This is a genomic window from Rhizobium sp. X9 (assembly GCF_018873185.1).
GTDB lineage: Bacteria > Pseudomonadota > Alphaproteobacteria > Rhizobiales > Rhizobiaceae > Agrobacterium > Agrobacterium oryzihabitans.
Window position 1 is genome coordinate 1,369,594 of sequence record NZ_CP071312.1, and the last position, 25,430, is coordinate 1,395,023.

18 protein-coding genes, 1 riboswitch and 1 other annotated feature are annotated in these 25,430 nt (G+C 54.8%); of the genes, 5 read left to right on the forward strand and 13 right to left on the reverse strand.

Annotation, left to right across the window (positions count from 1 at the left end; genetic code table 11):
- Window positions 1-98 precede the first annotated feature (98 nt).
- On the reverse strand, window positions 99-950 hold the full coding sequence (locus JZY08_RS21185; protein WP_216331609.1) for a LysR family transcriptional regulator: 852 nt from the start codon (window positions 948-950) through the stop codon (window positions 99-101).
- A gap of 452 nt (window positions 951-1,402) precedes the next feature.
- A riboswitch (glycine riboswitch) is annotated at window positions 1,403-1,496 on the reverse strand.
- Window positions 1,497-1,666: 170 nt separating this feature from the next.
- Window positions 1,667-2,416: a L,D-transpeptidase gene (locus JZY08_RS21190; RefSeq protein ID WP_253204081.1), complete on the reverse strand. Its 750-nt coding sequence runs from the start codon at window positions 2,414-2,416 to the stop codon at window positions 1,667-1,669.
- Between the two features lie 646 nt (window positions 2,417-3,062).
- Here JZY08_RS21190 and JZY08_RS21195 point away from each other — a divergent pair.
- Entirely contained in the window at window positions 3,063-4,043 is a 981-nt protein-coding gene (locus tag JZY08_RS21195) for an EAL domain-containing protein (protein WP_216331610.1), read from the forward strand.
- Window positions 4,044-4,463: 420 nt separating this feature from the next.
- Complete coding sequence (locus tag JZY08_RS21200; RefSeq protein WP_216331611.1) at window positions 4,464-5,231, forward strand: EAL domain-containing protein; 768 nt, start codon at window positions 4,464-4,466, stop codon at window positions 5,229-5,231.
- A gap of 656 nt (window positions 5,232-5,887) precedes the next feature.
- Here the strand turns inward: JZY08_RS21200 and JZY08_RS21205 are convergent.
- The gene (locus JZY08_RS21205; protein ID WP_137039489.1) at window positions 5,888-7,186 is read right to left on the reverse strand and encodes an MFS transporter; all 1,299 of its coding nucleotides are present in this window, start codon (window positions 7,184-7,186) and stop codon (window positions 5,888-5,890) included.
- A gap of 583 nt (window positions 7,187-7,769) precedes the next feature.
- Window positions 7,770-8,732, reverse strand: coding sequence for a GlxA family transcriptional regulator (locus tag JZY08_RS21210; protein ID WP_367303909.1), 963 nt, complete (start codon window positions 8,730-8,732; stop codon window positions 7,770-7,772).
- Between the two features lie 284 nt (window positions 8,733-9,016).
- Between JZY08_RS21210 and JZY08_RS21215 the strand changes: the two genes are divergently transcribed.
- Entirely contained in the window at window positions 9,017-9,601 is a 585-nt protein-coding gene (locus JZY08_RS21215) for an N-acetylmuramoyl-L-alanine amidase (protein WP_216331612.1), read from the forward strand.
- A 115-nt stretch (window positions 9,602-9,716) separates the two neighbouring features.
- Here JZY08_RS21215 and JZY08_RS21220 read toward each other — a convergent pair whose 3' ends face one another.
- The 3 genes from JZY08_RS21220 to JZY08_RS21230 form a co-directional block, all read right to left on the reverse strand.
- Window positions 9,717-12,632: an autotransporter domain-containing protein gene (locus JZY08_RS21220; protein ID WP_253204083.1), complete on the reverse strand. Its 2,916-nt coding sequence runs from the start codon at window positions 12,630-12,632 to the stop codon at window positions 9,717-9,719.
- 817 nt (window positions 12,633-13,449) lie between these two features.
- A complete protein-coding gene (locus JZY08_RS21225; RefSeq protein WP_216333483.1) occupies window positions 13,450-14,559 on the reverse strand; it encodes an alpha/beta hydrolase in 1,110 nt (369 codons plus the stop codon).
- Window positions 14,560-14,754: 195 nt separating this feature from the next.
- Window positions 14,755-15,078: a hypothetical protein gene (locus JZY08_RS21230; protein WP_216331613.1), complete on the reverse strand. Its 324-nt coding sequence runs from the start codon at window positions 15,076-15,078 to the stop codon at window positions 14,755-14,757.
- A gap of 1,301 nt (window positions 15,079-16,379) precedes the next feature.
- On the opposite strand from JZY08_RS21230, the gene JZY08_RS21235 reads away from it, so the two are divergent.
- Window positions 16,380-17,608 (forward strand): IS3 family transposase gene (locus JZY08_RS21235; protein WP_216331614.1). Its coding sequence is split into 2 segments (ribosomal slippage): window positions 16,380-16,674 and window positions 16,674-17,608, totalling 1,230 coding nucleotides; the frame shifts between segments, so codons are not numbered across the junction.
- Window positions 16,661-16,777: a sequence feature (AL1L pseudoknot), on the forward strand. It overlaps the preceding gene by 117 nt.
- Before the next feature lie 111 nt (window positions 17,609-17,719).
- Here the strand turns inward: JZY08_RS21235 and JZY08_RS21240 are convergent.
- From JZY08_RS21240 to JZY08_RS21255, 4 genes are read right to left on the reverse strand one after another with little or no spacing between them, the layout of a single operon-like run.
- A complete protein-coding gene (locus tag JZY08_RS21240; RefSeq protein ID WP_003498064.1) occupies window positions 17,720-19,330 on the reverse strand; it encodes an ABC transporter ATP-binding protein in 1,611 nt (536 codons plus the stop codon).
- A 1-nt stretch (window position 19,331) separates the two neighbouring features.
- A complete protein-coding gene (locus JZY08_RS21245; RefSeq protein ID WP_003498066.1) occupies window positions 19,332-20,462 on the reverse strand; it encodes an ABC transporter permease in 1,131 nt (376 codons plus the stop codon).
- A complete protein-coding gene (gene oppB / locus JZY08_RS21250) occupies window positions 20,455-21,378 on the reverse strand; it encodes an oligopeptide ABC transporter permease OppB (protein ID WP_216331615.1) in 924 nt (307 codons plus the stop codon). The genes JZY08_RS21245 and oppB overlap by 8 nt, the downstream gene beginning before the upstream one ends.
- A gap of 55 nt (window positions 21,379-21,433) precedes the next feature.
- Window positions 21,434-23,029, reverse strand: coding sequence for a peptide ABC transporter substrate-binding protein (locus JZY08_RS21255; protein ID WP_003498069.1), 1,596 nt, complete (start codon window positions 23,027-23,029; stop codon window positions 21,434-21,436).
- Window positions 23,030-23,515: 486 nt separating this feature from the next.
- Between JZY08_RS21255 and JZY08_RS21260 the strand changes: the two genes are divergently transcribed.
- Window positions 23,516-23,887: a PepSY domain-containing protein gene (locus tag JZY08_RS21260; RefSeq protein WP_082185200.1), complete on the forward strand. Its 372-nt coding sequence runs from the start codon at window positions 23,516-23,518 to the stop codon at window positions 23,885-23,887.
- A 193-nt stretch (window positions 23,888-24,080) separates the two neighbouring features.
- Here JZY08_RS21260 and JZY08_RS21265 read toward each other — a convergent pair whose 3' ends face one another.
- Both JZY08_RS21265 and JZY08_RS21270 read right to left on the reverse strand, forming a co-directional pair.
- A complete protein-coding gene (locus tag JZY08_RS21265; protein ID WP_216331616.1) occupies window positions 24,081-24,866 on the reverse strand; it encodes a hypothetical protein in 786 nt (261 codons plus the stop codon).
- Between the two features lie 28 nt (window positions 24,867-24,894).
- Window positions 24,895-25,158, reverse strand: a complete 264-nt coding sequence (locus JZY08_RS21270) for a hypothetical protein (RefSeq protein WP_216331617.1) — start codon at window positions 25,156-25,158, stop codon at window positions 24,895-24,897.
- Window positions 25,159-25,430: the final 272 nt, after the last annotated feature.

Genomic DNA, 25,430 nt, shown 5'->3' on the forward strand with positions numbered 1-25,430 from the left:
TCACTGCACGCGCGCAGGACAGACCCTGTCACGCGGCATTTTACACCGCGCCAAATCCCGGAAAATTCGGCAATGGCGCAGGCTTGATCTGCGCATAATCAGGAACACCACAAGGGCTTGAGGCTTTCACTGATGAAGTCCATGGCAACACGTATCCGCGGCGTGTCGCGCACGTCTTCGTGGATTACCAGCCAAACGTCGATCCTGACGCCGGGATCGAGTGGATCGAACCTCACAAGACCGTGTTCCGCGGCGAGGTAGGCGGGCAGCAGTGCCACCCCACAGCCGCCGGCGGCGGCCGCCGCCTGTATGCGCAGGTCGTTGCTGCACATGAACACCTCGTCGGCGGAAAGCCTGTCATCAAGCCAGCGATAGTGATCCGACTCCCGCATGGTATCATCGTAACTGATATAGAGAGGAGGGCCGTTTCTCGTCGGGTAGGCAGGGTCGGCATAGAGGAAATAGGGCAATTGTCCGAGGCGACGCGCAACCAGCGTGGCTTCGCTCGGCCGCTTGAGGCTGATGGCAATATCCGCTTCTCCCTTGGAGAGGGACATCGCTTCCATGGTACCGACAAGACGGAGCCTTACGTCAGGATGCTGAGATTGCAGCGCGGAGATTTGCGGCGCAATGAAGCTGTAGAGCAGCGATGGCGGCGCGGATACCACGATATCACCTTCGATACCGTTCTGGCCGGAACCGGCGCAACGGCTCAGAGCAAATGCCGATCTGCTCATGTCCTCGGCGAAGTTCGCGACGTCGCGTCCCATATCGGTCAGTACATATGATCTCGGCCTGCGATCAACGAGCTTCACGGAAAGCGAGGTTTCCAGCGATGTGATGCGCCGACTGACGGTCGTATGATCGACGCGTAGCGCCTTGGCGGTTGCCGTGATCGAACCGTGGTGAGCAAAGGCGGAGAAAAATCGCAAATCTTCCCAATCGACCATTTTAAATTTCCTGAATTAGGTAGTGTTCCTACAAGAACCGCGTAGCGGTATCATCGCGAGAAGGCGGATCGCGAGGTGCTTGCGCCACACCTGTCGAGCGCCATTGCCCGGTGAAACCGCGTAAAGCCGTTCAAATTTTGAAGGTGACTGGGGTGAAATGCCGCCGCTGACGCCTGCTGGCATGAGCGCCGGCGCGCGGGAATCCGCAACGCTTGACAAGGTCGTGTGCGGCAAATGGAATTGCCGCCATTGTCAATGAAAATGGTCTTGAAACTGCGTCAACGCAATTGACTGTCGATAGGGAAGGGTGACTTCCAGCCATAGGTGCTCCTTGCCCGCTTTCTTGGGCTTTTTGGCACCCCCTCTGTCATTGGCCTGAGAGATTCGCTCACCTTGTTTCGGCGAACTTACACCATCGGCGCGAGCATCAGCTCGCTTTTCAGAGTTTGTATGATCTTGCAGCGGTCCTTTTGCCTGAGAGTTTCCGGGGTGGTTGCTCCGTCGGCGCCGATGTCGGGAGATATCGGTCTCTCCCGCTGCTCGATATGTGTTGTCCCATGCTTCTGTCACGAGGTTTGAAGCACTGTGATCTGCCGTTTCCAAGAGCGAAAGGCCCTGGATCCGCTAAACCGAACGGCGCGAGATATGGTGCCGTTTATGGCATAAATTTGACCCGCAGCGTTATTCTTAATCATTGCGCGCTCAGAATAACGCTATCAGATGACCAAAAGGGGCGTCTTTCCTTTCACGCGATCATAAAGATCGATCGCATCCTGCATCAGCATCCTGACGCAACCCGAGGAAGAATTTTTACCTATGGTTCTCCAGCTCGGTGACCCGTGAATACGATAGAGCGTATCCTTGCCGTTCTGGAAAATGTACATGGCGCGCGCGCCGAGAGGATTCCGGGGGCCGGGGGCCATTCCGCCTGCTTCAACACCATATGGCTTGAGTTCAGGATTGCGGGCGATCATATCGTCCGGCGCCTTCCACCTTGGCCATTTCTGCTTCCATTGAACGACGGCGCGCCCTTTCCATGATCGGCCCTGAGTTCCAAGCCCGACGCCGTAACGTATGGCTCGGCCACGGGGAAGAACCCAGTAGAGGAACCTCTCATTTGTATCCACGACAATTGAATAGGCAGGCTCTGCGGTGATGTATTCGACCTCCTGTCGGAGGTATTGTGGGTCAATGGCGCGGTAATTGACTGCTGGAACGTCAAAGCCGCCATCCGCCAGCGCAGCATAAATTTCGTCGTAAGCGAAACCGGTACCCGCAGGCTTTGGCCTGTTGTCCTTCTCCGTTTTTGCGGCTGACGTCGTTTCATTCTTGTTTTCGGGCAGGGTAGCCGCGGCAACTTCGAGTTTCGTCTTGGGAACCTGCTCGCAACCTGTGGCCAGAAATGAGCTGATTGCCAAGGTGAGCAGCGATCTGCGAGACAAGTGAGAATTGATTTTCTGTTCCAAGGCTGTTCTGCTGTCGAATTCTAGGGGCTATGCCGGGATCGGGGCGGACAACCGGCAAAGCGCCACGGCCCGGATGTCTGCTGCGCGACAGAAACCATGAAATCTGCCCATTCGATACTGCGCAAATGCGCAGATTGGCCCTGCGCCATTCCCGGTAAGAACGGCTTCGGTGTGTACTCGGGTCTATCTTGCAAACACGACTTTTTGCCCTCTTCCGATAACTTCCGGGTCGGTCATAAAATCCGTCCGGTAACCGGTTTTGGGTCCCACTTCTGACGCCAATGGATCAAATCTGCCGCGCTTTTTACCAGCGTGTCATAGCGCAACGTCGCGGCCTTCATGACGTACATCTAGTCTAAAAACACGCGAGTTATCGCTCCATTTTCGAGCGAAATCGTTCTCGCCCGCCCGGAAAAACCAAGAACCGGCCAATACCTCCGTTGGAGCCCTTGATGCTCCAATAAGCTGTTTAGCCAAGCTGCCAAGCGCAGTAGCTTTGAGCACAAGCGGGTGCTTTGAGTACAGGACAGAAGTCCTCAATGGCGAAGTTAGCATTATCTTTGGCCAAATGTGTCGGTGACTCAGCGTTGGTCTTAACGCGATGCCCCCTTAAACTCCAAAGCTCGAGAAGACGAACCTCCTGGCCATGGAGATCCGCAACTTAATGAGCGCAGACTTTTCTTACGGACAGTGGGAGGCAAAGATGCATAGACACTCGGATATCTCGAATATAGGGGTCGTTGAGATTGTTAAGTCAGCGATCGCTGATGGAAGGGCAAGTTTCAACGTCCAATCAGTTCATTCGGTCGAACCATTTGATGCTGTGTTCTATCGCGAATGCTTAGCAACGTTGCAGGGAACAGACGGCTGCCATTATGGCGCGGGTATATTTATTCCGACGCTTGAGGAGTTGGGATACTGCTCGTTGATTGACGAGAACGTGGTCCGCCTCGCCCTTGACGAGCTGGAAATCGATCCCTGTGCGGTCCTCGGCTGCAATATATCGGCCGATAATCTGCGCAATCGCGAAACGTGGGACCTGATTGCCGGCCAGGTCCGGTCTCGTCCAACACTAGCGTCTCGATTAGTTCTCGAATTGACGGAGACGCGGCCACTACTCGATGTGACACGATCGGTAAGCATGCTGAACGAGATGCGGGAGTTGGGATGCCGGATTGCGCTGGATGACTTTGGCGCAGGCTACGCATCTCCGCAACTACTCCGCTTGGTTGATTTTGATATCGTCAAAATCGATCGGTCGTTCTTGCAGCCCGCAAGACGGTCTTGCTTGGACCTTGATGCTCTGGCGCATCTTATCAGCTTCGCGTCTTGCTACTCTCCTGTAGTTGTCATGGAAGGCGTCGAGACGATCGAAGACGCGCAATCAGCCGCATTGTGTGGTGCGACACACCTTCAAGGTTACGGAATCTCACTGCCGGTGCCAGTTAGTGCGAACAAAACTGGATTTAGGGGTAGTTACGCTACGCAAGCTGCAGATATCACGTGCCCAAATGTCGCCCCGGGCTCCGCCTCGAATGTTTACCGCGCACACCATGATGGCCGGCTTAAATCGTGGCCTCCGGGAGAGAGCCGCCAAGCTCCCCTTACTGTCACTGACTTTCCTTAAACTCGAGTCGAACTAGCCAACAAGAAAATCGCAGGTAACATTCATGATTCATGCCAGGAACATGAATACCGTACATGAGTCAATTCGTTCAACTGCGGCGGGCGCTGTAGTCTCCCCGGTCGGAAGTGTCGAACCAGAGACGGTCGGGGACATTTCCGCGTTCCGAGTGCGTCCAACATTTCGAGGTTCGACCGCGCTTTTTCGTGCCGACGCGGCAGGATTTTTGATTCAATATGCAGCTGCGTTTGTTTATCTTTTGGTAAGGAGCCCTACCGGCTGGTATCTGGCGGGCGCAATCGCATGAAACTAAGTGTTGATCAGGCTCACAGTAGCATGCGGTCGAATCGGAATAGCCTTGTAATAACAGTCGAAAATCTGCGTCACATTGCGTTGTGCTATGGCGATGGGATTGCTGCTCGAGTGCTCTACACTGCATGCCGCAGAATAGAATCCATTTTGCCAGACTCATTCGGTGCCCTAACGATCGAGCCGTCAGGATTGCGTATCCAGGGGTGGGGCTGGGACGGTGAGGTTGAACAGACAAGAGTGCTTCCGGCTCTGTTGCTTCTTTGCGAGCCGCCCATTGATATTGGACAAACGAGAATCAGCGTGGCGGTTAGCGTAAACAAAACTCAATGTTTTCCCGCCTTCGACCACAAATATTGGGTTCCCGCTTGTTTCGAACAGTATAGATCAGACATGGAGATTGCTGTGGTGCTCTACGATGCTTTGAGCAGTAACCGCGTCGACTTGGTGGAGTACCCGTTGAATGCGGTAGAGAGCAACGCCCGATGCCCGTACCACAGGATCCAGTTAAAGAACATCCGATGTGGTACAAGGGTGATAGCAACAGAGAATATTCCGAGTGTCTTGGAGCGATTGCGCCTAACGCGTGCCTACGACCGATACTTGGTCCATGCGACAATAGATCGTCTGAAAACTCGTCCAGATACGAAGCTCGGTTGTGAAGTGTCAGCCTTGTCTGCTGTTGATGATATCTGGTGGACTTCGGTTCGGGACGAGCTGACCCGAAATCCATCTATTGCAGGACGCTTGGTCATCGAGATCAGGGAAGCGAGCGATCCGGAAAGCCGGCTACAGATGACTGGCTTCATCCTTGCTATGCAAAAACTCGGCTGCGGCGTGAGTTTCTCGGGCTACGGTAGTGGAACGGCGTGCCAAAGATGACAATGGCGTTTGCGGTTATCTAAACTGTCGACCGGTGGTCTCACCTCTGTTGATCCTAGGCCTCGTATCTTCCTGCACCCGTAAACCGGGCGCAGATTTCTCGCTGCCCGTCACTACGACAGCGAGTGGTGCGGTCACCGTGACCGCTTTTGTGGCAAGCACGGCCGTGCGGCTCTTCCGAATTCCTTGCGCTCGCAATGATAAGTAAGTGCTTCAAAAAGCTTTGCGCGGTCAGATTAAATGCGCGTGCGTTTTGCGTGGAATGAAGTGCCTGCTCCGCTGCCTTCGGCGACCACATTCTCTACCATTCCTCGGGCTGCTCACATCACGACCGAATAAGAAGGTGTCGATCCAACGGGAATCTGGGCTCGGCTGACGTGCGGCGTGCGGTCTGCCCCTGGCAAATAGAAGGGGGAGTGCCTGTGAAAGACTTTTCTGCATTCAAGACAATCTCCCTCATGGTCGGCACGACACCTCGACGACCGCTCCGTAGGAGACTGGCGGCTGTCGGCCAAAGCGTCAGTCGCCTTATAGGCCGATATCCAGTCGATCCCGGGGCGAGCAACCAACTTGTCACCCTCCCCGGGAACACATTCCTTTATCCTACTGCGCACCTTTTCGATATCGGCCAATCGTTGGGAAAAAAGGCAGAAACGTCATCGCGTCACCATTGGCCCCTCAACACTTTTCATGTCGGTCTTTACAAGCAGGAAATACGCTAGTGCTGAGAGGATGGAGATTACTGCAGCGGCAACCAACGCGTTGACGTAAGAATCGGCATGTTCGACCATGAAGCCTGTAACGATTGGCGCAAAAGATCCTGCGAAATAACCTCCGAAGTTCATGATGCTTCCGAGAGAGCCAACCTGGCGCTTCGAAACGGCAATAGTGATCATCATCCACGAAGCAGCACTGGCCAAATTTATGAAGAACATTGCGAGGCAGATATAGGCGACAGCCATTGTCGCGTTCGGCGTAAATGCCGCCGGTAGCGTGAAAAATGCACCTCCGAGCAGGCCGACGCAGACCGGCCACTTTCGGCTCGAAATGGCAGACATCCCGCGTCGCATCAACCTGTCAACGACCTGCCCTGAAACGAGCATTCCGGCGGTTCCAAAGAGATAAGGTATAGCAACGACCCATCCAGTATTCTCGACCGTAAAGCCACGAGAATGTTCAAGATAACTGGGGAGCCAGGTCAAATAGAGCCAGACCATATACACGACGCCCATGAAGCCTAGAATAATTCCCCACGCGGTACGGTGCGCGAACAACGATTTCCACTCTTTAACTGTCAGTGGTTGATCAGTCTGCTTGTCCGATCCCTCGTCAATGAAGGCCGCTTCGGCTGGCGTAAGTGCCACTTCATTGCGATTCCGATACATTAAATACCATCCGGCCGCGACGATAATTCCAAGAGCCCCAGTAATGATGAACATCCAGCGCCAACCAAATGCGACCATCATCGCCGTTAGCAAAGGAGGGGCAATGCAGGGTCCAATGCAGGACGAGGCAACAATCATACCTGTTGGCTTTCCTCGCTCACCAATATTGAACCATTCACTGACCACCTTAGCGCCAGCTGGAAATTGTGGAGCTTCGCCAACACCGAGTACTGCTCGTGCGACAATCAATTGCGTGGCGTTGTTGACCAACCCGCAGAGGATTTGCGCCACTGACCAGAACAACATTCCAGCGCCCAGCATGATGCGGGACCCTAACTTGTCCAGAAGTGCACCTGTCGGAAGCTGCGCGAATGCGTATGCGAGTGAAAAGGCAGACAGCACCATACCCATCTCACTTGGAGAGAGTGCCATTTCGTTTCTAATAGCGGTGTTGGCGATCGAAAGCGCACTCCGATCGACATAATTGATGATGCCGGCCGTCATCAAAAAGCCAACAGCGATCCATTGTACACGGCGTAACCGCGCACTTTTTGGTTTTTCAATTGTCATTGATCCTCCCGAACTCCTCACTCATTATTGCGTTACGTATCGATCAGGGGGCGATCGCGGCTTCGCCATTCATCTCAGCGTCACAGACCAATGCCTTGCGTAATATGCCAGTCCGTTGGATAAGCGATTTAGTCGCTAAGGATCGCTGACTTTCGCCGCGCGACGTTGTCGATGTTTGTTGAACAACGCAACCTGCTCCGACCATCTGCAGATTTACACTCCCGTTAACTCGTCTTGCGAGGCTGTTGCTCAGTCCGATTTGGCCAAAAACACGTCTTTAATTGCCTCGCGCAAACAATGCACCGCTGCCCGACAAGCTTCCTATGCTTCTTCATCGGCGCCTTCGATTTCTCAGGTCGCAAAAGAAGGAGCCGCCAATGTAAAGGGAGCCATCTCGGTGGGACGAGGCTTCCCGTGCCGTTGCAAGGGGGGTGGCATTTGCCATGAGCATCATGCGTGGGTGTAAGGACCAAGTGCACGTTCACATCCGAACATTACGTACCAGTGTAATGAGACCCTTTGAGATCGCACCTTCCGGACAATGTAAGAATGTGCCGCCGGTTAAGACGAATGCTTGAGACCTCTAACTTTTACGATTGAACTGTTCCCGGTAGTCTGCCGGTGAGACCCGAAGTCGCCGTTGGAATACCCGACGCATATTGTCCGCACTTCCAAAACCAGAATTGTAAGCAATTGCCTTCAAAGGCTGGCAGGTTTCTTCCAGTAGATGCCTTGCGGTGTCTAGCCGGGCCTGCTCGACGAATACGCGGGGGGTCACACCTGTCACGCGTGTGAAGTGACGCGAGAAGCTTCGCGAACTCATTCCGGCGATTGCCGCGAGTTTGCTCAGATTGTAGTCGTCGCCCGCATTCTCCATCACATGTGCTTTCACGCGAAAAATGGACATATCGCCATCGGGTGGTGCACTCAGTTGGGGCAGATATTGCGTATGTTCCGCTCGGCGTTTGGCCACCACTACCAGTTGCTGCGCGATCCGTAGCGATAGTTCGGCGCCGTGATGGTCAGCTACAAGCGTCAATGCGAGGTTGATTGCCGCGGCTACCCCAGCTGACGTAATGAGAGTCCCACTTCGCATAACGATGCGGTCAGCTTCAACTCGGCTGGAAGGAAAGCGCGCGCCAAGTTCCTGGGCCGATTCCCAGTGCGTTGTCACGGTGTGGCCGTCTAACAAACCAGCATCACCCAGCGCGAAAGCACCAGTGCAGATGGAGCCATAAATATTCGCTCGCCCGCAAACCTCCCGCAACCAAGCGCAAAGCGTAGGATCGTGAGTGTACGTAGGTGAGCTTGCAACAAGAACGACGTCATAGTTACCAATGGCCTCTTCACAGCAGAGATCGGGAAGGACGTGCGACCCGTTACACAGTCGAACGGGCCCGGGCTGGGCCGACACGAGCAAAAACCGATATCCGTCTTGTGGCCCAAGCAACGTGTTGGCTTCTGCAAACACATCCATCGGTCCATCCAAGTCTAATGCAGTAGAGTCTGGACTAAAGGCCATAATAACGGTCCGTTGAGCGCACATCAGATTTCACCTTCACCGGCGAAGCTGATTCGACCGTGCTCACGGCCAAAAGCGTCGAGAAAAGTATCAAAAGCTGCACAGACGGCGTCCAGGCAAATGGGTACGTTCAGGTCATTCGGTGCTAGCTTTAGGTTTACTTGTACAAAGTAAGCTCGTACCGAAGCGTGGAGTTGGCCAACGTTATTAAATAACATAACATGAAAGGCCAAATTTTGAGACTTGGAGCGAGGCATTGAAATCATCTTCTTGCGCAAAGTTATCCGGGCCTTTCCGATCAAGTGTCCATGAGCGCAAATTTCCCTCACCACCTTAAGGCTGGCTTAAGGCTACCATTGAACCACAATCTTTGCCGCCACCAACGCGTGAAGCTGGCGCAAACGATGCGAGCGCATCTGCTCGTCTCGCTGCATGCTGATGTCTTAAATAACCGATCGGTGAGGGGGGCGAGCGTCTATTGGCCATCTCCCAAATCTTCGGACGCGCAGGCGGAGGAATTCGCTACTAATAATAATCTGGTCGTTTCGGCGGGCTCCATTGATACCCACGAACTTCCCCTTGGCGTGAGCGCGATCATGGAAGATCTGATTTTCCGGGAGAAACAGGTCTTCTCTTTCGAAATTCAGCGCTCGATGGTCACAGCGCTTGGGCGCCGCGTGCCGCTCCTGAAGAACCCGGAGCGCCACGGGAATTTTCTATTACTGCGCACAGGAAATATTCCAAGTATACTTTTGGAAATGGGTTTTCGTTCAAACCTAAAGGATGAGGCTCTGCTTAATGACAATGACGATCAGCACAAAATCGTACTTGGATCAGTGGAGGCTATAATCGTCTGTGTGCATCGATTCGCTGCCGTTGGATTCACCCAGTAAGTACTTTGGGCGACCGGGCGGGGCCTCCAGCGAGGATAAATCTCATGCTCCTCGCCGCTGACCTATTTCCGCCCCGTCATGGTCGCAGTCCCACCTCTAACTGTTCAATATAGGCTTAGAATTTCACACTAAACTTCGCATTGACGCCGTTGTTGATTGTGCCCGATCCGAACTGTCCGTTGTAGGAGACGCCCAGTTTTGCGGATTTGGTAAAGTGAATATCGAAGCCCGCCTCGATCAGAGCGACGTCCCTGGCAATCGGTGCCCCTGAAACAGTGAACGTCTCAGATCCGACAAAGCTTGCTGTTGACGTGGGGGTGACGTCGCCATAGCTATGCCGCCAGCCGATATCGCCGCGCGCCGTCACCAATGTCTCACCGATGTCGAGTTCGGTCGCGGCACGCAAACCAATTGTAGTGAACCAGGTGTTCATCGTTGCTGAGGTTACCGACAACGATGCCGCGGTACGACCGGCTTCACCAAACTCGTCGCTGTTGAAACGCACAAAACCGGCGTTAGCATAGGGTTCGAAAATGGTGCGATCCATGTTCAACTCATACCCCACTTCTCCGAAGAGCTGCAGTGCAGAGGCGTCATACTCACTGGACAGGCGATCGGAGAAGCCAGGAAAAGCGACGTTACGGTTCATCGAAAGATCGTGCCATGTGTGCGCCAATCCGGACCGAAAGTTGAGCGCGGAACTTTCAGACAGCGTCCACTGCGACGCCGCGTAAGTTCCGAGCGTGTAGTTCTTGCTGTCTCCCGACGACGAGCGTTCGTTCACATCAAAGCTCGAGTGGCCGTAACCCGCCATGATACCCACACGCCATGTATCGAATAGGTCTACGTCAATCCCGCTAGCGAAACCGCCGATCGAAGAACTCACGTCTCCGAATAGACTGTTGCCATCATAGCTTCCCCAGGAACCATATGAGGTGGTCCATGCAAAATAGGGATTGGATTCCTGAGCTGGAGTGGTTGCACTTTGACCAAACGCCTGCTGCATGCGACCGTTCATGGCGCCCCGGACGAAATGGGACTGATCCACCAAAACACCGGCGGCTGTGGCATAGGCCTCACCGGAAAGGCGATCGAAACTTGCCCGCGCTTCGTCCGCATTCAACATCAGGAGATCATTATAGAGTGCAAGGGAAGAACCGGACTGGGCCAATGTATCCAGACCTCTCGCTGTCGCAAGTTGGTTCGATGTCTCCGCTACGGTTGGGAAGAGATAACCAGGGTCGTTTGCGAGGGCTATTTTTAGATCGACGCTTTTGGGCGCGTAAACCAATTCGGCATTCAAAAATGCCGAGCTCGACAAGGTGTCGGAAAACAGGCCATTGACGCCGCTATCTGCGTTCAAAATGCGATAGCTCCGTTCGGTCTGGTAACTGGTATCGGCATCGACAGAAACAATGCGGATATTGCTGCCGGCGAGATTGGCTTTCCCTGTCACGTTGACCAGATCGGAGCGACCGTCGCTTGTAATTTCCGTTTCGAAGTTGGAACCGGAAGCCATCTTCAGATCACCGTCGATGGTCAGTGTCCCGATCGAGTTGCCTGCGGCAAGCGTGCCCCCAGACAAAATACTGGTCAGCGACCCGGTACCCGAACCAACAATCCCCGAACCACCCAGTCTTGCCCCTTCCAGCACGCTCAGGTTACCGCCGAGCGCTCCGTCTGAGCCCGGCTTTCCGACGAGCAGAGCTCCATTCCTGACGGTCGTTTGGCCCGCAAAGTCAGAACTGTCACCTGTCAGAAGAAGTGATCCAGACCCGGCCTGAATAATCTCCCCGGTCCCGCTAATGGAATTTGCCGATGTCACATCGTCGGATCGATCAAAAACCAGTATCGCCTCGTTATTTATATCTCCCAGAATACTGCCGGACGTGCCGCCATCGCCGAGCTTAAGCGTACCAGCCTCAACCGTCGTACCGCCAGAAAACGTGTTCGTGCCCGTCAATGTAAGCGTGCCGGCGCCAACCTTGCGAAGGCCATTTGACGACAGCGGTCCGGTACCAGTCGAAACGCCGGACTCAAGCTGGTGTCTACGGTATGCCTCCGAGAAACCATCGCGTATTGAACCTGAAATAGTGTCGTTCTTGCCGAGACCACCGGTCACCAGACTTTGGTCACCGAGATAGACATCGCCTGCTCCCGAAAGCGAGCCTATCTCCATAGGAGACGTTTTCGTTGGACCGGCCTGAATGGTTGCGCCGTTCTTGTTGATAACAGTGGCCGATGCACCATGGCTCTGGTTTCCGAACAGGACCAAGCTGTCCGCGTCATTTGTGACAGTCGCAGTGCCTAACGTTGACTGGTCAGCCAAAAGAATTTGACTACGCGAGTTATAAATCTCAGCCGCACCGCCGCTGCTATCCTTGTAAAACAGGATCAGACCGTCATCCACATTGTTGACCGAAGCATTCTCCAAGGTTGATCCTGTTTGCAAGGAGATTAGACTTGCGGAGTTGCGGACTACTGCGGATCCTGCCTTCGAACCGCTTTCTAGGGTCATCGCTCCGCCCTGAGACAACTCAATTTCGGCATGATCGGCCGATGCCCTATTGGCGAACAAAACAGAACGGCCATTCAGCGAAATCTTGCCGTTTCCGGCATTTGAGCCATTATTAAAAATAACAGAATGATGCAGAGGTTGAAGGCTTCCACTAAGTATTTTCTTCCGCACTTCACTTGTTATTACTTCGACGTCTCCAGCTTGTAGTTTTGAAAAGATCGCTTCGTTGTTTGCAGTCACCCCGTCGCTAAAGCCAACCTGTCCGTTCAACGACAAGTCAATTACTTTTGTATTCAGGGTGCTGGAGGGGCCAACGATGCCTAAATGGTTGCCATTCTTCACAACAACCGTTTTGGCATTAGCTCCTGGAAAATCAATAACAGCGTCTAACTTGTCGATCACCACATCCGTGGCTGAATCTGGGACTGTTCGAGTACTCCAGTTTTCTGGATCAGACCAATTGAATCCCGGTCCGACAAACTCGGCTTGTTGGGAAAAAGCGGTGACGCTCATTCCCGTAAGGATAGTGGTACTGAGCAAGAGCGTAGAAATCGACTTACATGCTGACATTCTCTTCACAGGCATTTCCTTTCTGATCACAGGGCACACATTGGTCCATTGCGTCCTGCGTCCCGAATCCTCGTCAGGTCGAGATTCTCTAGGTTGACAGAAATCTTGATAATCGCTGTGTTGCTGGTAGCGGGCGCGTTGGTGACCCGCAACGCGCTCGATACTGTGTTTCTCGCCAAACATACGTGCTAATGAGCCAGCAATATTTTTCAGGCGATTCTGAAGAGAACTATCTCAAATAGCCCTGTTCCATGCCTCACGCGCTGAGTGGAGTGCGTCGCCTTTAGTGAGTGTGACCGATCGATCGACGATGCCGGTTCCTAGCGGCCACACTTCTTTGCGAACGGACGGAAGGGGATCCAAAAGTGAGTTTTTTAAATTTGGACCTGTTCGCCTACCCTCTTTCACGATCAAACCTTGTTGGTGAAAGAGATAGCCAGGATGGCACGAGTCCCGCGGCAGCTTGACAACAGACTGGGACGGCGAGTGCGAGAGTTCTTATGAGGGAGAGCAGAGAAATCTGCCGGAGGTCCTCGTCATAAAGAGATCACGCGTTTGCTCTTGGCAGCACCGTCTAGCGGAGACAAAAACGCCGAGCCGTCGCACCCCAAAAACTCGCCTGCGAGAAAAGAAAGCGTGCCGCTTACGGATCGGTACATCAACGCATACGACAGCGATTGATGGAGAGATCAAGGGTCATAAAAGATCATTGACCGTGTCCGCTGACGTTTTCCCGAGTGAAAACGCCAAAAAACTGAAATCAATGCTCAGGATTAACAATTTTGCTCGCGAGATGAAATGGGCTAGAAAGGGTCGCTCCAATTGTATCAAATACGAATGCTCCCGCTCGCCCAAACTCCGACCTTTGCCCGCGGGTACTTTCTTCCAACTGCGGCAGCAGCGCCGCTAGTGCCGTGTAGCGATCATGGTTGAGCAGGCCCGACGCTTCCACGTCAGAAATATCAATGAATTGTACGCCGTAGCGCAAGGCAACTAGCTGGACGGAAGGGTTCTTGACATCCAGTGCCCCAATCCGTTTAACATCAGCGCCCAGTATGGATGAAACCTTGAGAGCACGGTCATCTTTTGAAACCATGACCGTTAGGGGCGGCTCAAGCCGCCCAACGACCTCGACCTGTTTACGAAACACGTCGGCGTCGATATCTGGAGCCGCCAGAACGACCTGAAGTTTGGCAATGACGTCGTTTCGTCCCTGGAACCGCAATTGGCGCAAGGCTTCCATGATAAGCCATCCCCCCATACTGTGACCAAACACAATAATCTTTCGCTTCGGGGATTGTAGGGCGAGGTTAGCTATGACCTTCGCGAGTGCATCGCGTGAATAAGTCGCGGACTGCTTGTCTGCAATGTAGCCCGTGACTTTTGCCTGCGAGGGCCACGAAAACACCACCGGTATGCCATCGATATCCGCATCGGCGGCCATTTGTGCTCCCCGGAATAAGGCTTCCTGGTAGCTGTGATTGTAGCCGTGCACAAAAAGGCCTATCTGCCTGCCTGACTTGGCGATCCGGCCAAGATCGGTATTGAATGTTTCCTCGCTGAGCATGTTGGCGCCTGTCACGACAAAGTCTGTCTTGGGATTTGGCTTGCCGCTCGCCCACTCGATTTTCCCCTTTTGGTGTGTAGGTGGAATGGAAATATCGAATTGGGCATAGTTAGCTCTCGCTGCGCGATCCGTTCCGAAGCCTTTACCCCGATCGCTTTCTTGGCGTGTACTTGCCACATAGGCGGTTACCGTTTTCGCACCATATGCTTTTGTATCCATCGGTTGCAAAACGTCTGAGCCCGGTCTGCGTGCGCACGAGGACAGTGTGATGAGAGCTAGAACGAGTGAAGCTAACACGCGCATGAAGGTTATATACGCCAAGAAAACAGTGTCCTAATTTGGTTGCACTTGGTGCCGTCCATCGACCAATACGTTTTAAAACTGCGCAATCCTGCCCGCTTGCTCCTGTCGCGCTGCAGTATTGCAATTGCCCGCGAGACAAAGGGAGCCGCTTCGCGTTGAGGAATTCCAACACCAAAAATTGATTCCGACCGATTTCTATTGTGCTGCGAGAACCAAGATCGCTCCGAGGAGAGTACCGATTAATGCGGCGACAACCTTCAGCAATAAAACCGTTACTGTTGCCCGCCGAGGTGAAATAAACAATTTGATCAACTCCAGTATTACTACGCCAAGCACCATAAACATCGCTACAACGCGTCGATCGTTTGGGTATACCAAAATAAACAGCGTAGAAGCCACAGCGAGGAGAGCAGCACTAAATGCTATCTGGCTATTGCAGTGTCGGCGCTCGCGGCCCGGCAACCAGAGTGCGGTGATGATAGCAACAACTAGTGACGTCCACGCCAAAACATCGACCAATTCACCTCCAGAGATTCCTGAACATACCAAGCCACTTATTCTATCGATAAACCACTCCGTCGCCGGACAATATGGCCAACGCACTCACGGCACAAAGATGTGAGGCAGTCATTTTTTGCCAAATGGACGGCCAATCCAGCCATGGATTGCTCGGTGACTTCTCCGTGACTTACCCCTTTATGTGGGTAGGCTTCATTCTGGACGGGTGACGCAAGTTTCATTTGGTAGGCGCGCCTCAAGGTTTTGTCGACGCCTGCTCCGAGATCAGAAATCTCTTCGTCCCAACCCTTTGAAGAACACAGCCATCCACTTCGACCTGTAATTCCTCAGGGCACTCGCGCTTCAAAAGGACCTGGCCGGAGTAGCCTTACCATAACTCAGACCATGTCGTATTTTCTACCAGCCCGATTAGCGTTACATCGAGTCGTCTCTTGGCTGACACTATGTAGAAGTGGGCGTTGCCGTCGGCGCGAAGTTCTGAATCACCCCTTCTAGAGGTTTACGAGCGCGACATTTCCGTCACGTTTCACACCGTCGTGGAATGGGCAGTGGAATTCGGTCTGAGGGTCGCTCATCAACTCCAACAGTCACCGTTATCATAGGAGGCCTCTCGCATGCCAGCCAATCAGGATGCCCAAGAAAAGGCCGACAAACGCCGCGGCCGAAATCGTCACATATCCCGCAAAAAGAAAACCCACCAGCAACCCAGAGATCGAGAATATTAACCCGAGGTAAAACACCGGCGTTGTCTGGACAGAACGTTCATCATCTCTAGTTGACATTTTAGCATCCTCTAATGTCGAGCAAAGTCAGCGAGATAAAGAAAATTTGCTAGATCCATGTGCGCCACCTGTTTGAACTTTGATAGCCACGTGACCACTGTCAGGACACGCGTCGATCCGGAAACCGATCTAGGCCTACGAGCAAAGTCTAGATTTATCAGTCCGGTCAACTAAGACGCGAGGCATTCTGGCCAAAACCAGACCGCTTGCTACTCGTGAACATAGACCCACGTCGGTGTCGTAAGGCGTATACTGGCAGACCCGCGGCAGTCACGGCGGCTAAGCAATTCCCGTAAACAAAACTTGACCGTACAAAACCCAGCCGCCAAGAATTATATTCTAGACGGGTATAGCGGTCCGATAATAGGCAATACAGCCGACATATTCGGCCAATCGTCAGGCGATTACTGCCACGCGTTTCAGATATATTTTCGAGTGATCTCAGGTTAACTTGTGTTGAAAGCCTAGAACCGCACCGGGTTTGCCGGAGGCTCCAACTTCTGAGAGAGTGGAGCCGATATGAGCAAAACAACGAACAAGTTTTCACCTGAAGTCCGCGAACGTGCCATCCGTATGGTGCTGGATCACGAGGCAGAGCGCCCGTCGCGGTGGGCAGCCGTCTCATCTATTGCGGGCAAGATCGGTTGCTCGCCAGCCACGCTGCATGAATGGGTGAAGAAGACCGAGGTCGACAGCGGCAAACGAGCAGGCTTGCCGAGCGACGCGGCCGAGAAGATGAAGGCTCTTGAGCGGGAAAACCGCGAGCTTCGTCAGGCCAACGAGATTTTGCGCAAGGCGTCTGCTTATTTCGCGATGGTGGAGCTCGACCGCCCCTTCAAACGATGATCTCGTTCATTGACGAACACCGTAGCGCGTTCGGGGTCAAGCCGATCTGCAGGCTTTTGCCGATTGCCCCATCAACCTACTGCGAGAACGTAGCCAAGCGCTTCGATGTGGACCGCCTCTCGGTTCGCGCCCGCAGCGATATCGGCATGAAGATCGAGATACGCCGGGTGTTCAATGAGAACTTCCAGGTCTACGGCGTGCGTCAAGTCTGGCGGCAGTTGCAACGAGAAGGCTACGACATCGCCCGCTGCACGGTCGCTCGGCTTATGAGGTCGACGAGCCTGCAGGGGATTATTCGAGGAAAGCCGGTCCGCACGACATTCTCGGACAAGGCAGCTCCGAGCCCGCTTGACCGGGTAAACCGCCAGTTCAAAGCCCCAGCACCAAACAGGCTGTGGGTTTCGGACTTCACCTATGTCGCGACCTGGCAGGGTTTCGTCTACGTGGCCTTTGTGATCGACGTCTTTGCCCGGCGCATCGTTGGCTGGCGGGCTAGCCGGACGGCACATGCGAGCTTTGTCCTCGATGCCGTTGAACAGGCGCTTCATGATCAGCGTCCCGTTTACGGCGGCGGGCTCGTGCACCATTCGGACAGAGGCGTTCAATACGTGTCCATCCGGTACTCCGAGCGGCCGGCAGAAGCTGGCATAGAGCCTTCTGTCGGAAGTGTCGGCAACAGTTATGACAATGCCCTCGCCGAAACGATCAACGGTCTCTACAAGGCCGAGGTCATTCACCGGCGCGGGCCATGGAGGAACTTCGAAGCGGCGGAATTCGCCACTCTGGAATGGGTCGATTGGTTCAACCACCGACGGCTTCTGGAGGCCATCGGAAACATACCGCCAGCCGAAGCTGAAGAACGCTACTACGCCATGCTGGACGAACCAGCCATGGCCGCATAACTCAAACCAAATGGCCTCCGGCAAACCCGGTGCGGTTCATTTTGAACGCGCTGGCCGAGTGATCGTGATTGTTCTGTCGCGCTCGAACGCCCGGCACGACCGGGCGATACTCTATCCTGCCACCTCTGCCGAAAACGCGGATTTGATCAGTGTTTTGGTATATTCAGCCGTCGGCCTGTCGAATATCGCGTCGGTTTCTCCCTCCTCCACGATCTTCCCGTTTTTCATGACGATGACGTAATCCGAAATGGCCTTGATCACGGAAAGGTCGTGGCTGATGAAGATGTAGGAAAGGCCATGTGTCTTCTGCAAACCACGCAGCAGGTCGATGACTTGTCCTTGAACGGATCGGTCCAGTGCAGATGTGGGTTCGTCGAGAATGACGACATCCGGCTTGAGGATGATCGCGCGGGCAATTGCGATACGCTGACGTTGTCCGCCTGAAAACTCGTGCGGGTAGCGGTTGCGGGCGGCGGGGTCGAGACCGACTTCTTTCAGCGCTGCGATTGCCCGTTCGTCTCTCTCTGCGCGGCTGAGCTGCGGCTCGTGCACAAAAAGGCCCTCGGTGATGATCTCTCCAACAGTCTGTCTTGGCGAAAGAGATCCATAGGGATCCTGAAACACAAGCTGCAGCTGCCGCCGCAAGGGCCTCATTGCCTTACGATCAAGTCCGGTGATTTCCGTCTTGCCGAAGAAAATCTGGCCTTTTGACGGTGCCAGGCGAAGAAGTGCACGACCGAGCGTGGATTTGCCTGATCCGGATTCACCGACGATGCCGATGGTCTGCCCTTGATGAAGGCTGACATTGACGCCGTCCACGGCGCGAAACTCCCGCGACTTCGACAGGAATCCGCCCGGAATCACATAATCAATCGTCACGTTCTGGCCGGCGAGAACGACCGGCGCTCCTTCACCGACAGGCGGCTTGTGTCCGCTGGGCTCGGCATCGAGAAGCATCTTCGTATAGTCCGCCTGCGGGCGCTCGAAGATATCTTCCGTTGTACCGGCTTCAACGATCTCGCCACGGCGCATGACCGCAACACGATCAGCAAAATGTCTGACCACACCCAGATCGTGCGTGATCAGCACCACGGCCATGCCGAAGCGCTGCTGCAACGACTTCAGAAGATCGAGAATCTGCGCCTGGATTGTCACGTCGAGCGCGGTGGTTGGCTCATCCGCGATCAGAATATCCGGCTCGTTTGCCAGCGCCATGGCGATCATGACGCGCTGGCGCTGCCCGCCGGAAAGCTCATGCGGATAGCTGTCGATGCGCCGCTCCGGCTCCGGAATCCCCACGAGCTTCAGGAGTTCGAGAACGCGTGCCCGCGCTTCCTTCTTGCTGCCGCCCCGGTGGTGGACGATGGGTTCGGCGATCTGCGCGCCGATCCTGTAGAGCGGATCGAGCGAGGTCATAGGCTCCTGGAAAATCATGGTGATTTTCGCGCCACGGATATTGTTCAGCTCGTTGACCGGCAGGTTTATCAACTCGCGTCCACGATATTTGGCAGAACCCTGGATGATGCCGTTGGAGGATAGCAGTCCCATGATGCCCATCATGGTCTGGCTTTTGCCGGATCCGGATTCTCCGACAACGGCAAGCGTTTCCCCCTGTTTGACATCGAGATCGATGCCTTTGACGGCGTTCACCGTGCCGTCCGGCGTCGTGAAATCGACCTTGAGATTGCGGACAGTGAGAATGGTTTCAGATGTCGTATTCATGTCAACGATCCTTGGGATCGAGTGCATCACGCAACCCGTCGCCCACAAAATTGAGCGAAAACAGGGTCAGCACGAAGAAAATTGCCGGAAATATCAATAGCCACGGGGCTGATTGGATATTGTTCGCGCCTTCGGAAATCAACGCTCCCCAGCTCGTCAGCGGCGCCTGCACGCCAAGACCGAGGAAGGAGAGGAAGCTTTCCAGAAGAATGACTTTGGGTACGACAACCGTGACGAACACGACGACCGGCCCGATCGTATTCGGAATGATGTGGCGGCGGATGATCTGCCAGTCGGTCAGGCCCAAAGCCTGGGCCGCACCCACGAATTCGCGCCGTTTCAGGGCAAGCGTCTGGCCACGGACGATACGGGCCATATCCAGCCACTCCACCGCGCCGATCACAAGGAAGATCAGGATGAAGCTGCGCCCGAAAAAGACCACGAGAACGACGACCAGGAAGACGAAGGGGAGCGAATAGAGGATTTCGACGAAACGCATCATCACATTGTCGACGCGCCCACCGATGTAGCCCGCCGTTGCACCGTAAAGAACGCCGATGCCGAGCGAAACGAGACTGGCGAGAACGCCGACGGCGATGGAGATCTGACCGCCCAGCATGACGCGAGCCAGCATATCGCGACCGTTGGAATCCGTGCCGAAGAAGAAGTATTCGCGATTGACATCGCCTTCCAGCTTCAGCGTTCGACCATCATCTTCCGTTGCAACGACCTTCGTGTTTTCGAATTCGTTGGCGCGGTCGAAATACCGTGTCGTGCGCGGGTCGATCGGGCCGCTGGATGTGACGGTTGCCGTGAAGGTCTGGCCTTCGACGGAAAACTCCTTCAGCTCCACGCGGGCGCGGCCTGCCACACCTTCCATGACGCTCTGGAGGTTGTTGACGTCCGGCCGCGGCTCGAGGCTTGGTGCGACGGAGACATAGGACGAAAACACCTGATCATAGGTGTGTGAAAGGAAATGCGGGCCGATAAACGAGAAAAGCGTGATCAGCACGAGCATGATGGAGCCAGCCATGGCGGCTTTGTTTCGTCTGAAACGCATGGCGGCAAGCTGGAACAGGCTTCGGCTTTTCACCGATGGTTGAGGGGCGATATTGCCGGAGATATCAGTCATGTCTGACCCTCGGATCGAGCAGGCCGTAGAGAATATCGACCACGAGATTGAACAGGATGACAAAAATGGCGATGAGAACGACCGTTCCCATGACCAGCGTGTAGTCACGATTGATGGCGCCAAGAACGAAGTAGCGACCGACACCCGGGATAGTGAAGATCGTCTCGATGACCGCCGAACCCGTCAACAGAGCTGCTGCACAAGGCGCGAGATAGGAAACGACCGGCAGCATTGCCGCGCGCATGGCGTGAAACACCACCACGCTGCGGGCTGGAAGGCCGTAAGCCCTGGCGGTGCGAATATGGTCCATCCGCAGGGCCTCGATCATTGCGCCGCGTGTCAGGCGCGCGATGACGGCGAGCTGTGGCAAAGCGAGCGCGATCATCGGAAGAATGAGATATCGCAGCGATCCATCACCCCAGCTGCCCGCCGGCAGAAGCCCGAGCAACACGGCGAAGATCAGCGTGAGAACAGGCGCGACAACGAAGTTCGGCACGGTGATGCCGACGGTCGAGATGGACATGATCGAGAAATCGAAGGCGCTATTCTGCCTGAGTGCGGCAAGGGTGCCGGCAAGAACGCCGCCGACCAGCGCCAGCAGAAGAGCATAACAACCAAGCTCCAGCGAATAAGGCAGACCCTTGCCGATCAATTGCGCGACGGTGTTGTCCTTGTAGATGTAGCTCGGGCCGAAATCGCCGGTGACGGCATTGCCGAGATAGATGAGATACTGGCGCCATAATGGCTCATCCAGATGATAGGTTCTCATCAGGTTTTCCATGGTCTGCGGCGGCAGGGGACGTTCGAGGTTGAACGGACCGCCCGGTGCAAAACGCATCAGGAAAAACGAAATCGTGACGACGATAAACAACGTCGGCACGGCGCTCGCCAAACGGCGCAGGATAAACGAGATCATGATTTTTCAGGCTCCCCGCATGGCACGGTGGTGTCAGCCACCGTGCCAGCACTGCTTATTCGGAAACGCTCAGGAAGCGGCTGAGGTGTTCGTTAGCAGCATTGTCTTCCCAACCCTTCACGCGATTGGAAACCAGCCACAGGTCTGCCTGCGTCAGAAGCGGAGCGACCGGCTGTTCTTTCATGAGGATGGTTTCTGCCTCATGCAGCAGCTTGGAGCGAGCTGCCGGATCCTTTTCGTCATATGACTTCTGCATCAGCGCGTCATATTCGGCATTGTTGAACTTCGAATAGTTGAAGGTCTTATTGGAGGATATGGAAAGGGCGAGGAAGTTTTCCGCATCCGCATAGTCGGCAACCCACCCGGCACGCGCCACGTTGAATTTGCCGCCTTCCTGGAGATAGCCATAGTGCGAGGCGACGTCGAGGTTCACCAGCGATACCTTCGCGCCAAAGGTGTTCTTCCACATATCCGCGATAGCCGTTGCGACGCGTTCGTGGTTCGGGTTGGTGTTGTAGCGGATTTCGATGGAAAGCGGCTTGCCGCCCTCACCGTAACCGGCTTCCTTCATCAGCTTGAGGGCCTCGTCTTCACGATCAAGCTGCGACAGCGTGGCAAAATCGGCTTTTGCGGGTTCACCGTAGGAGTCCATGCCCGGGGGAACCATGGAATAGGCGGGAACCTGCGAACCGCTGTAGATTTCCTTGGCAAGGAAATCGCGGTCGACTGCCATGGACAGGGCCTGGCGGACACGGACATCGTCATACGGCGCTTCGCGTGTGTCGAAGGTGTAATAATAGGTCGCAAGCGTCGGCGAAACGTGAACCTGTTCGCCATAGGACTTGCGCAGACGGTCGATCTGGTCCGCGGAAAAATTATACGCGAGGTCCATTTCCTTGGCTTCGAAACGACGGACGGATGCGGCCTGATCATCGATCGGGTAGAAAATCACCTTGTCGATCTTGGTATTCGATGCGTCCCAGAAGCTGGTGTTCTTGACGACCGTCAAGCTGTCATTGGGAACATGCGCTTCGAGCTTGTAAGCACCGTTCGAGACCATGACGCCCGGCTTTACGAAGTCGGTGCCGTTCTTTTCGTAGCTCGCCTTCGAAATTGGCAGAGCCGCCTGGTGAGCGAGGAGCTCAACGAAGAAAGGTGTCGGGCGCTCAAGCGTAATCTCAAGGGTCTTGTCATCCACCGCCTTGACGCCAAGCTGGTCAACCGGCGTTTCGCCCTTGTTGATCTTTTCGGCGTTCTTGATCGGGTAGAGAATATTCGCATATTTGGCTGCGGTCTTCGGGTCTTCGACGCGCTGGTAGGAGAAAACAAAATCTCCAGCCGTTACCGGCGTGCCATCCGACCACTTTGCATCCGCACGCAGTTTGAACGTGTAAACGGTGCCATCCTCAGAAAGCGTCCAGCTTTCTGCCGTCCCGGGAATGATCTTGCCGGCGGCATCGTAAATGGTGAGACCTTCATAAAGGTCTTTCAGGATAAAAGCTTCGATGTTGATGGAGGTCTGCGCCTGATCGAGCGTCTGCGGTTCCCCGGCATTGCCACGATGCAGAACTGTTTCTGCAAATGCGGAACTGGCGCCAATCAGAAGCGATCCCACCAGCAGGGTGGCGCGAGTTGTTGCTGTTATCGACATTGTTTTCTCTCCCCGTGAGTATTTTGAGTCCACAAACAAGGCCAAATTGCTCCGAAGTGCAACCACAATAAATTGTGAGTTCATGCGCAACCATGACTTTCAGTTTGGCGGACGTGCCCGGCATCCCAAGCTTGAGTCGGCGGTTCCGGGGAAGTGCGGTTGCGGACGGGGAGACGGGCGCAATCGGCTCGTTCCAGACGATCATGATTGATCTCAATCAGTTAATTCGCAATCACCGTGCCCGCTCTGATCCGATCTGTCGTGCTTACAAAGGGAAGCCGCTTGCGTCGTGGCCATCCGTTCTGACCATCGCTGGCTATTGCCGATAGTGTCAAAAAACTCGTGGATTGACAGCCGATACCCCTGTTTCGGTCCTGCGCCATGCGCCCTTTACCGAAGTGTAAGTTCCGGCCGAGACCGTTGTAAGCTGGGGCGCTCATATTCCCGCCAGGTGAACCATTCCGGTTCGCCCGATTGGAGTAGATCATGACCAGATACAAATCCCTCGTCACGGCAATGGCTGCCATCATCGCCGTAGGTACCTTCGCGCCATTGACCGTTCTTCCTGCCGCGATGGCTGCAGAACACCAGAACGGGGCGGATGATTCCGCCGAATTTGCCAAGTTGAACGGCGCGAAACTTAACCTTGCGGACGCCATCGGCGCGGCCGAAAAGTCCATTGGTGGCAAGGCGGTCAACGCCGCACTCGACAACGAACAGGCTGATGCCGTTTTTGAAGTCGAACTGATGACGGCCGATGGATCGAAGAGCGTTTCGGTCGATGCGATGACTGGCAAGGTCAATCCGGTCGCGGATGATGCCAAGGGCGAGAACGGCGGCGAAAACGACGTTGAATAGTCGCCGGTGACCTGACGGTATTCCACCTGAATTCAAAAAAAGCCTCCGCAAGAAATTGCGGAGGCCTTTTGTTGGGCGGCGTGGACCGTTCCCGGTTATGTACCGGTCATGGAAAAGGCCTCCTCGGTGTTTCCGGGAAGGCCTTCCAAAAGTGTCGTCGCGGTTGAACGTAATGGCGGCGTATCAATCGTCGTTAATTTTGCTCACCTTGCAACGCCACCGGGCTCGGGGTCGGCTTGAGCGTCAGGTAGCAGACCAGAGCGATGATGACGGCGAGGAAGATGAAGCTGGTCACGATGGTGCCGAAACCGAGGCCGCCATAATCGACTGGCTGCGACAACAGGTCGCCGAAGGATGCGCCGAGCGGGCGGGTGAAGATATAGGCCAGCCAGAACGCCAGGATCGCATCCATCTTCAGGAAGTAATAGGCCGCCGCGATCGCGGCGATGACGGCCCCGAACAGGATACCGGTCGTCAGGTAGCCAAGTGCGAAAACCTCGGCCACAAGGTCGCCGGCGGCCGTTCCGAGCGCGAAGGTGAAAAGGATGGCGAGCCAGTAGAATCCTTCCCGGCGTGCCGTGAAGATTGAGTGGATCGACAGCGTCTTTTCCGCCCCGTACCAGATGGCAAAGGTTGCGGCCAGGGCCAGCGTGAAGCCGATCGCGGTGGTTTCCAGTGCGACGCCGAAATTATCGACGAGGTTGTCCGTCACAAGCGTGCCGACAATGCTGATCAGAACCACCGCCGTCCAATAGACGCCCGGCACATAACGTTTCTGCGCAAACTGGAACCGGAGCGCGACAATGAGGATGGCCGTCATCAAAATGGAGGTGACCGTCAGGCCGAAACCCAGGTTGACCGCCAGATAGTCCGCAGCGGTTTCGCCCATGGTGACGGCCATGAGCTTGATGAGCCAGAATTCCACGGTGACTTCGGGAACCCGGTTTTCCGGAAGGGAAGGGGAAGCGGTTTGTGTCATCGTCGTACTCCGATCAGACGTGGACGGGTTACTTGCCCATGATGGTCATGGCTTCTTTCAGGAAGCCGTCGGAACGGGCATCGTCATCGGCGTTGCAGCGTTCGACGGCTTTTGTTTCCAGCTCGTTGACCTTGGCCATGTCTGCTTCGCTCAGCGTTGCTGTCGCCTTGGCTGCACGCATGTCCTTCAGCATTTCCTCGCAGGGGACATTGGCTGCCTGCGCGCTGGAAACGGAAAGCGATACGCCGGCGATGCTGGTGAGGAGCGCAGTGGCGAAAAAGACTTTTTTCATTGGATCTATCCTTAAATGCTGGGCGTGATTGCCCGAATTCGGACCGTCGAGCCGTGACGGACGAACATTCTCTACCGGCGCGCCCATACGCTCGCTTTGCCGTAAGGATACGGTTTCGTAAGGTGAGCACGAACATGCCTCAGCCAACTTCGCAATTCGTGGTCGGAATGCCGCATATGCTTGAGCAGGCGGCCCGTCTGCCGATGAAAAAGGCGCACCTCCACCGGAACTTACAAATCCGTAATCCCGGTGCGAAGCTGCGGTAAAATCGT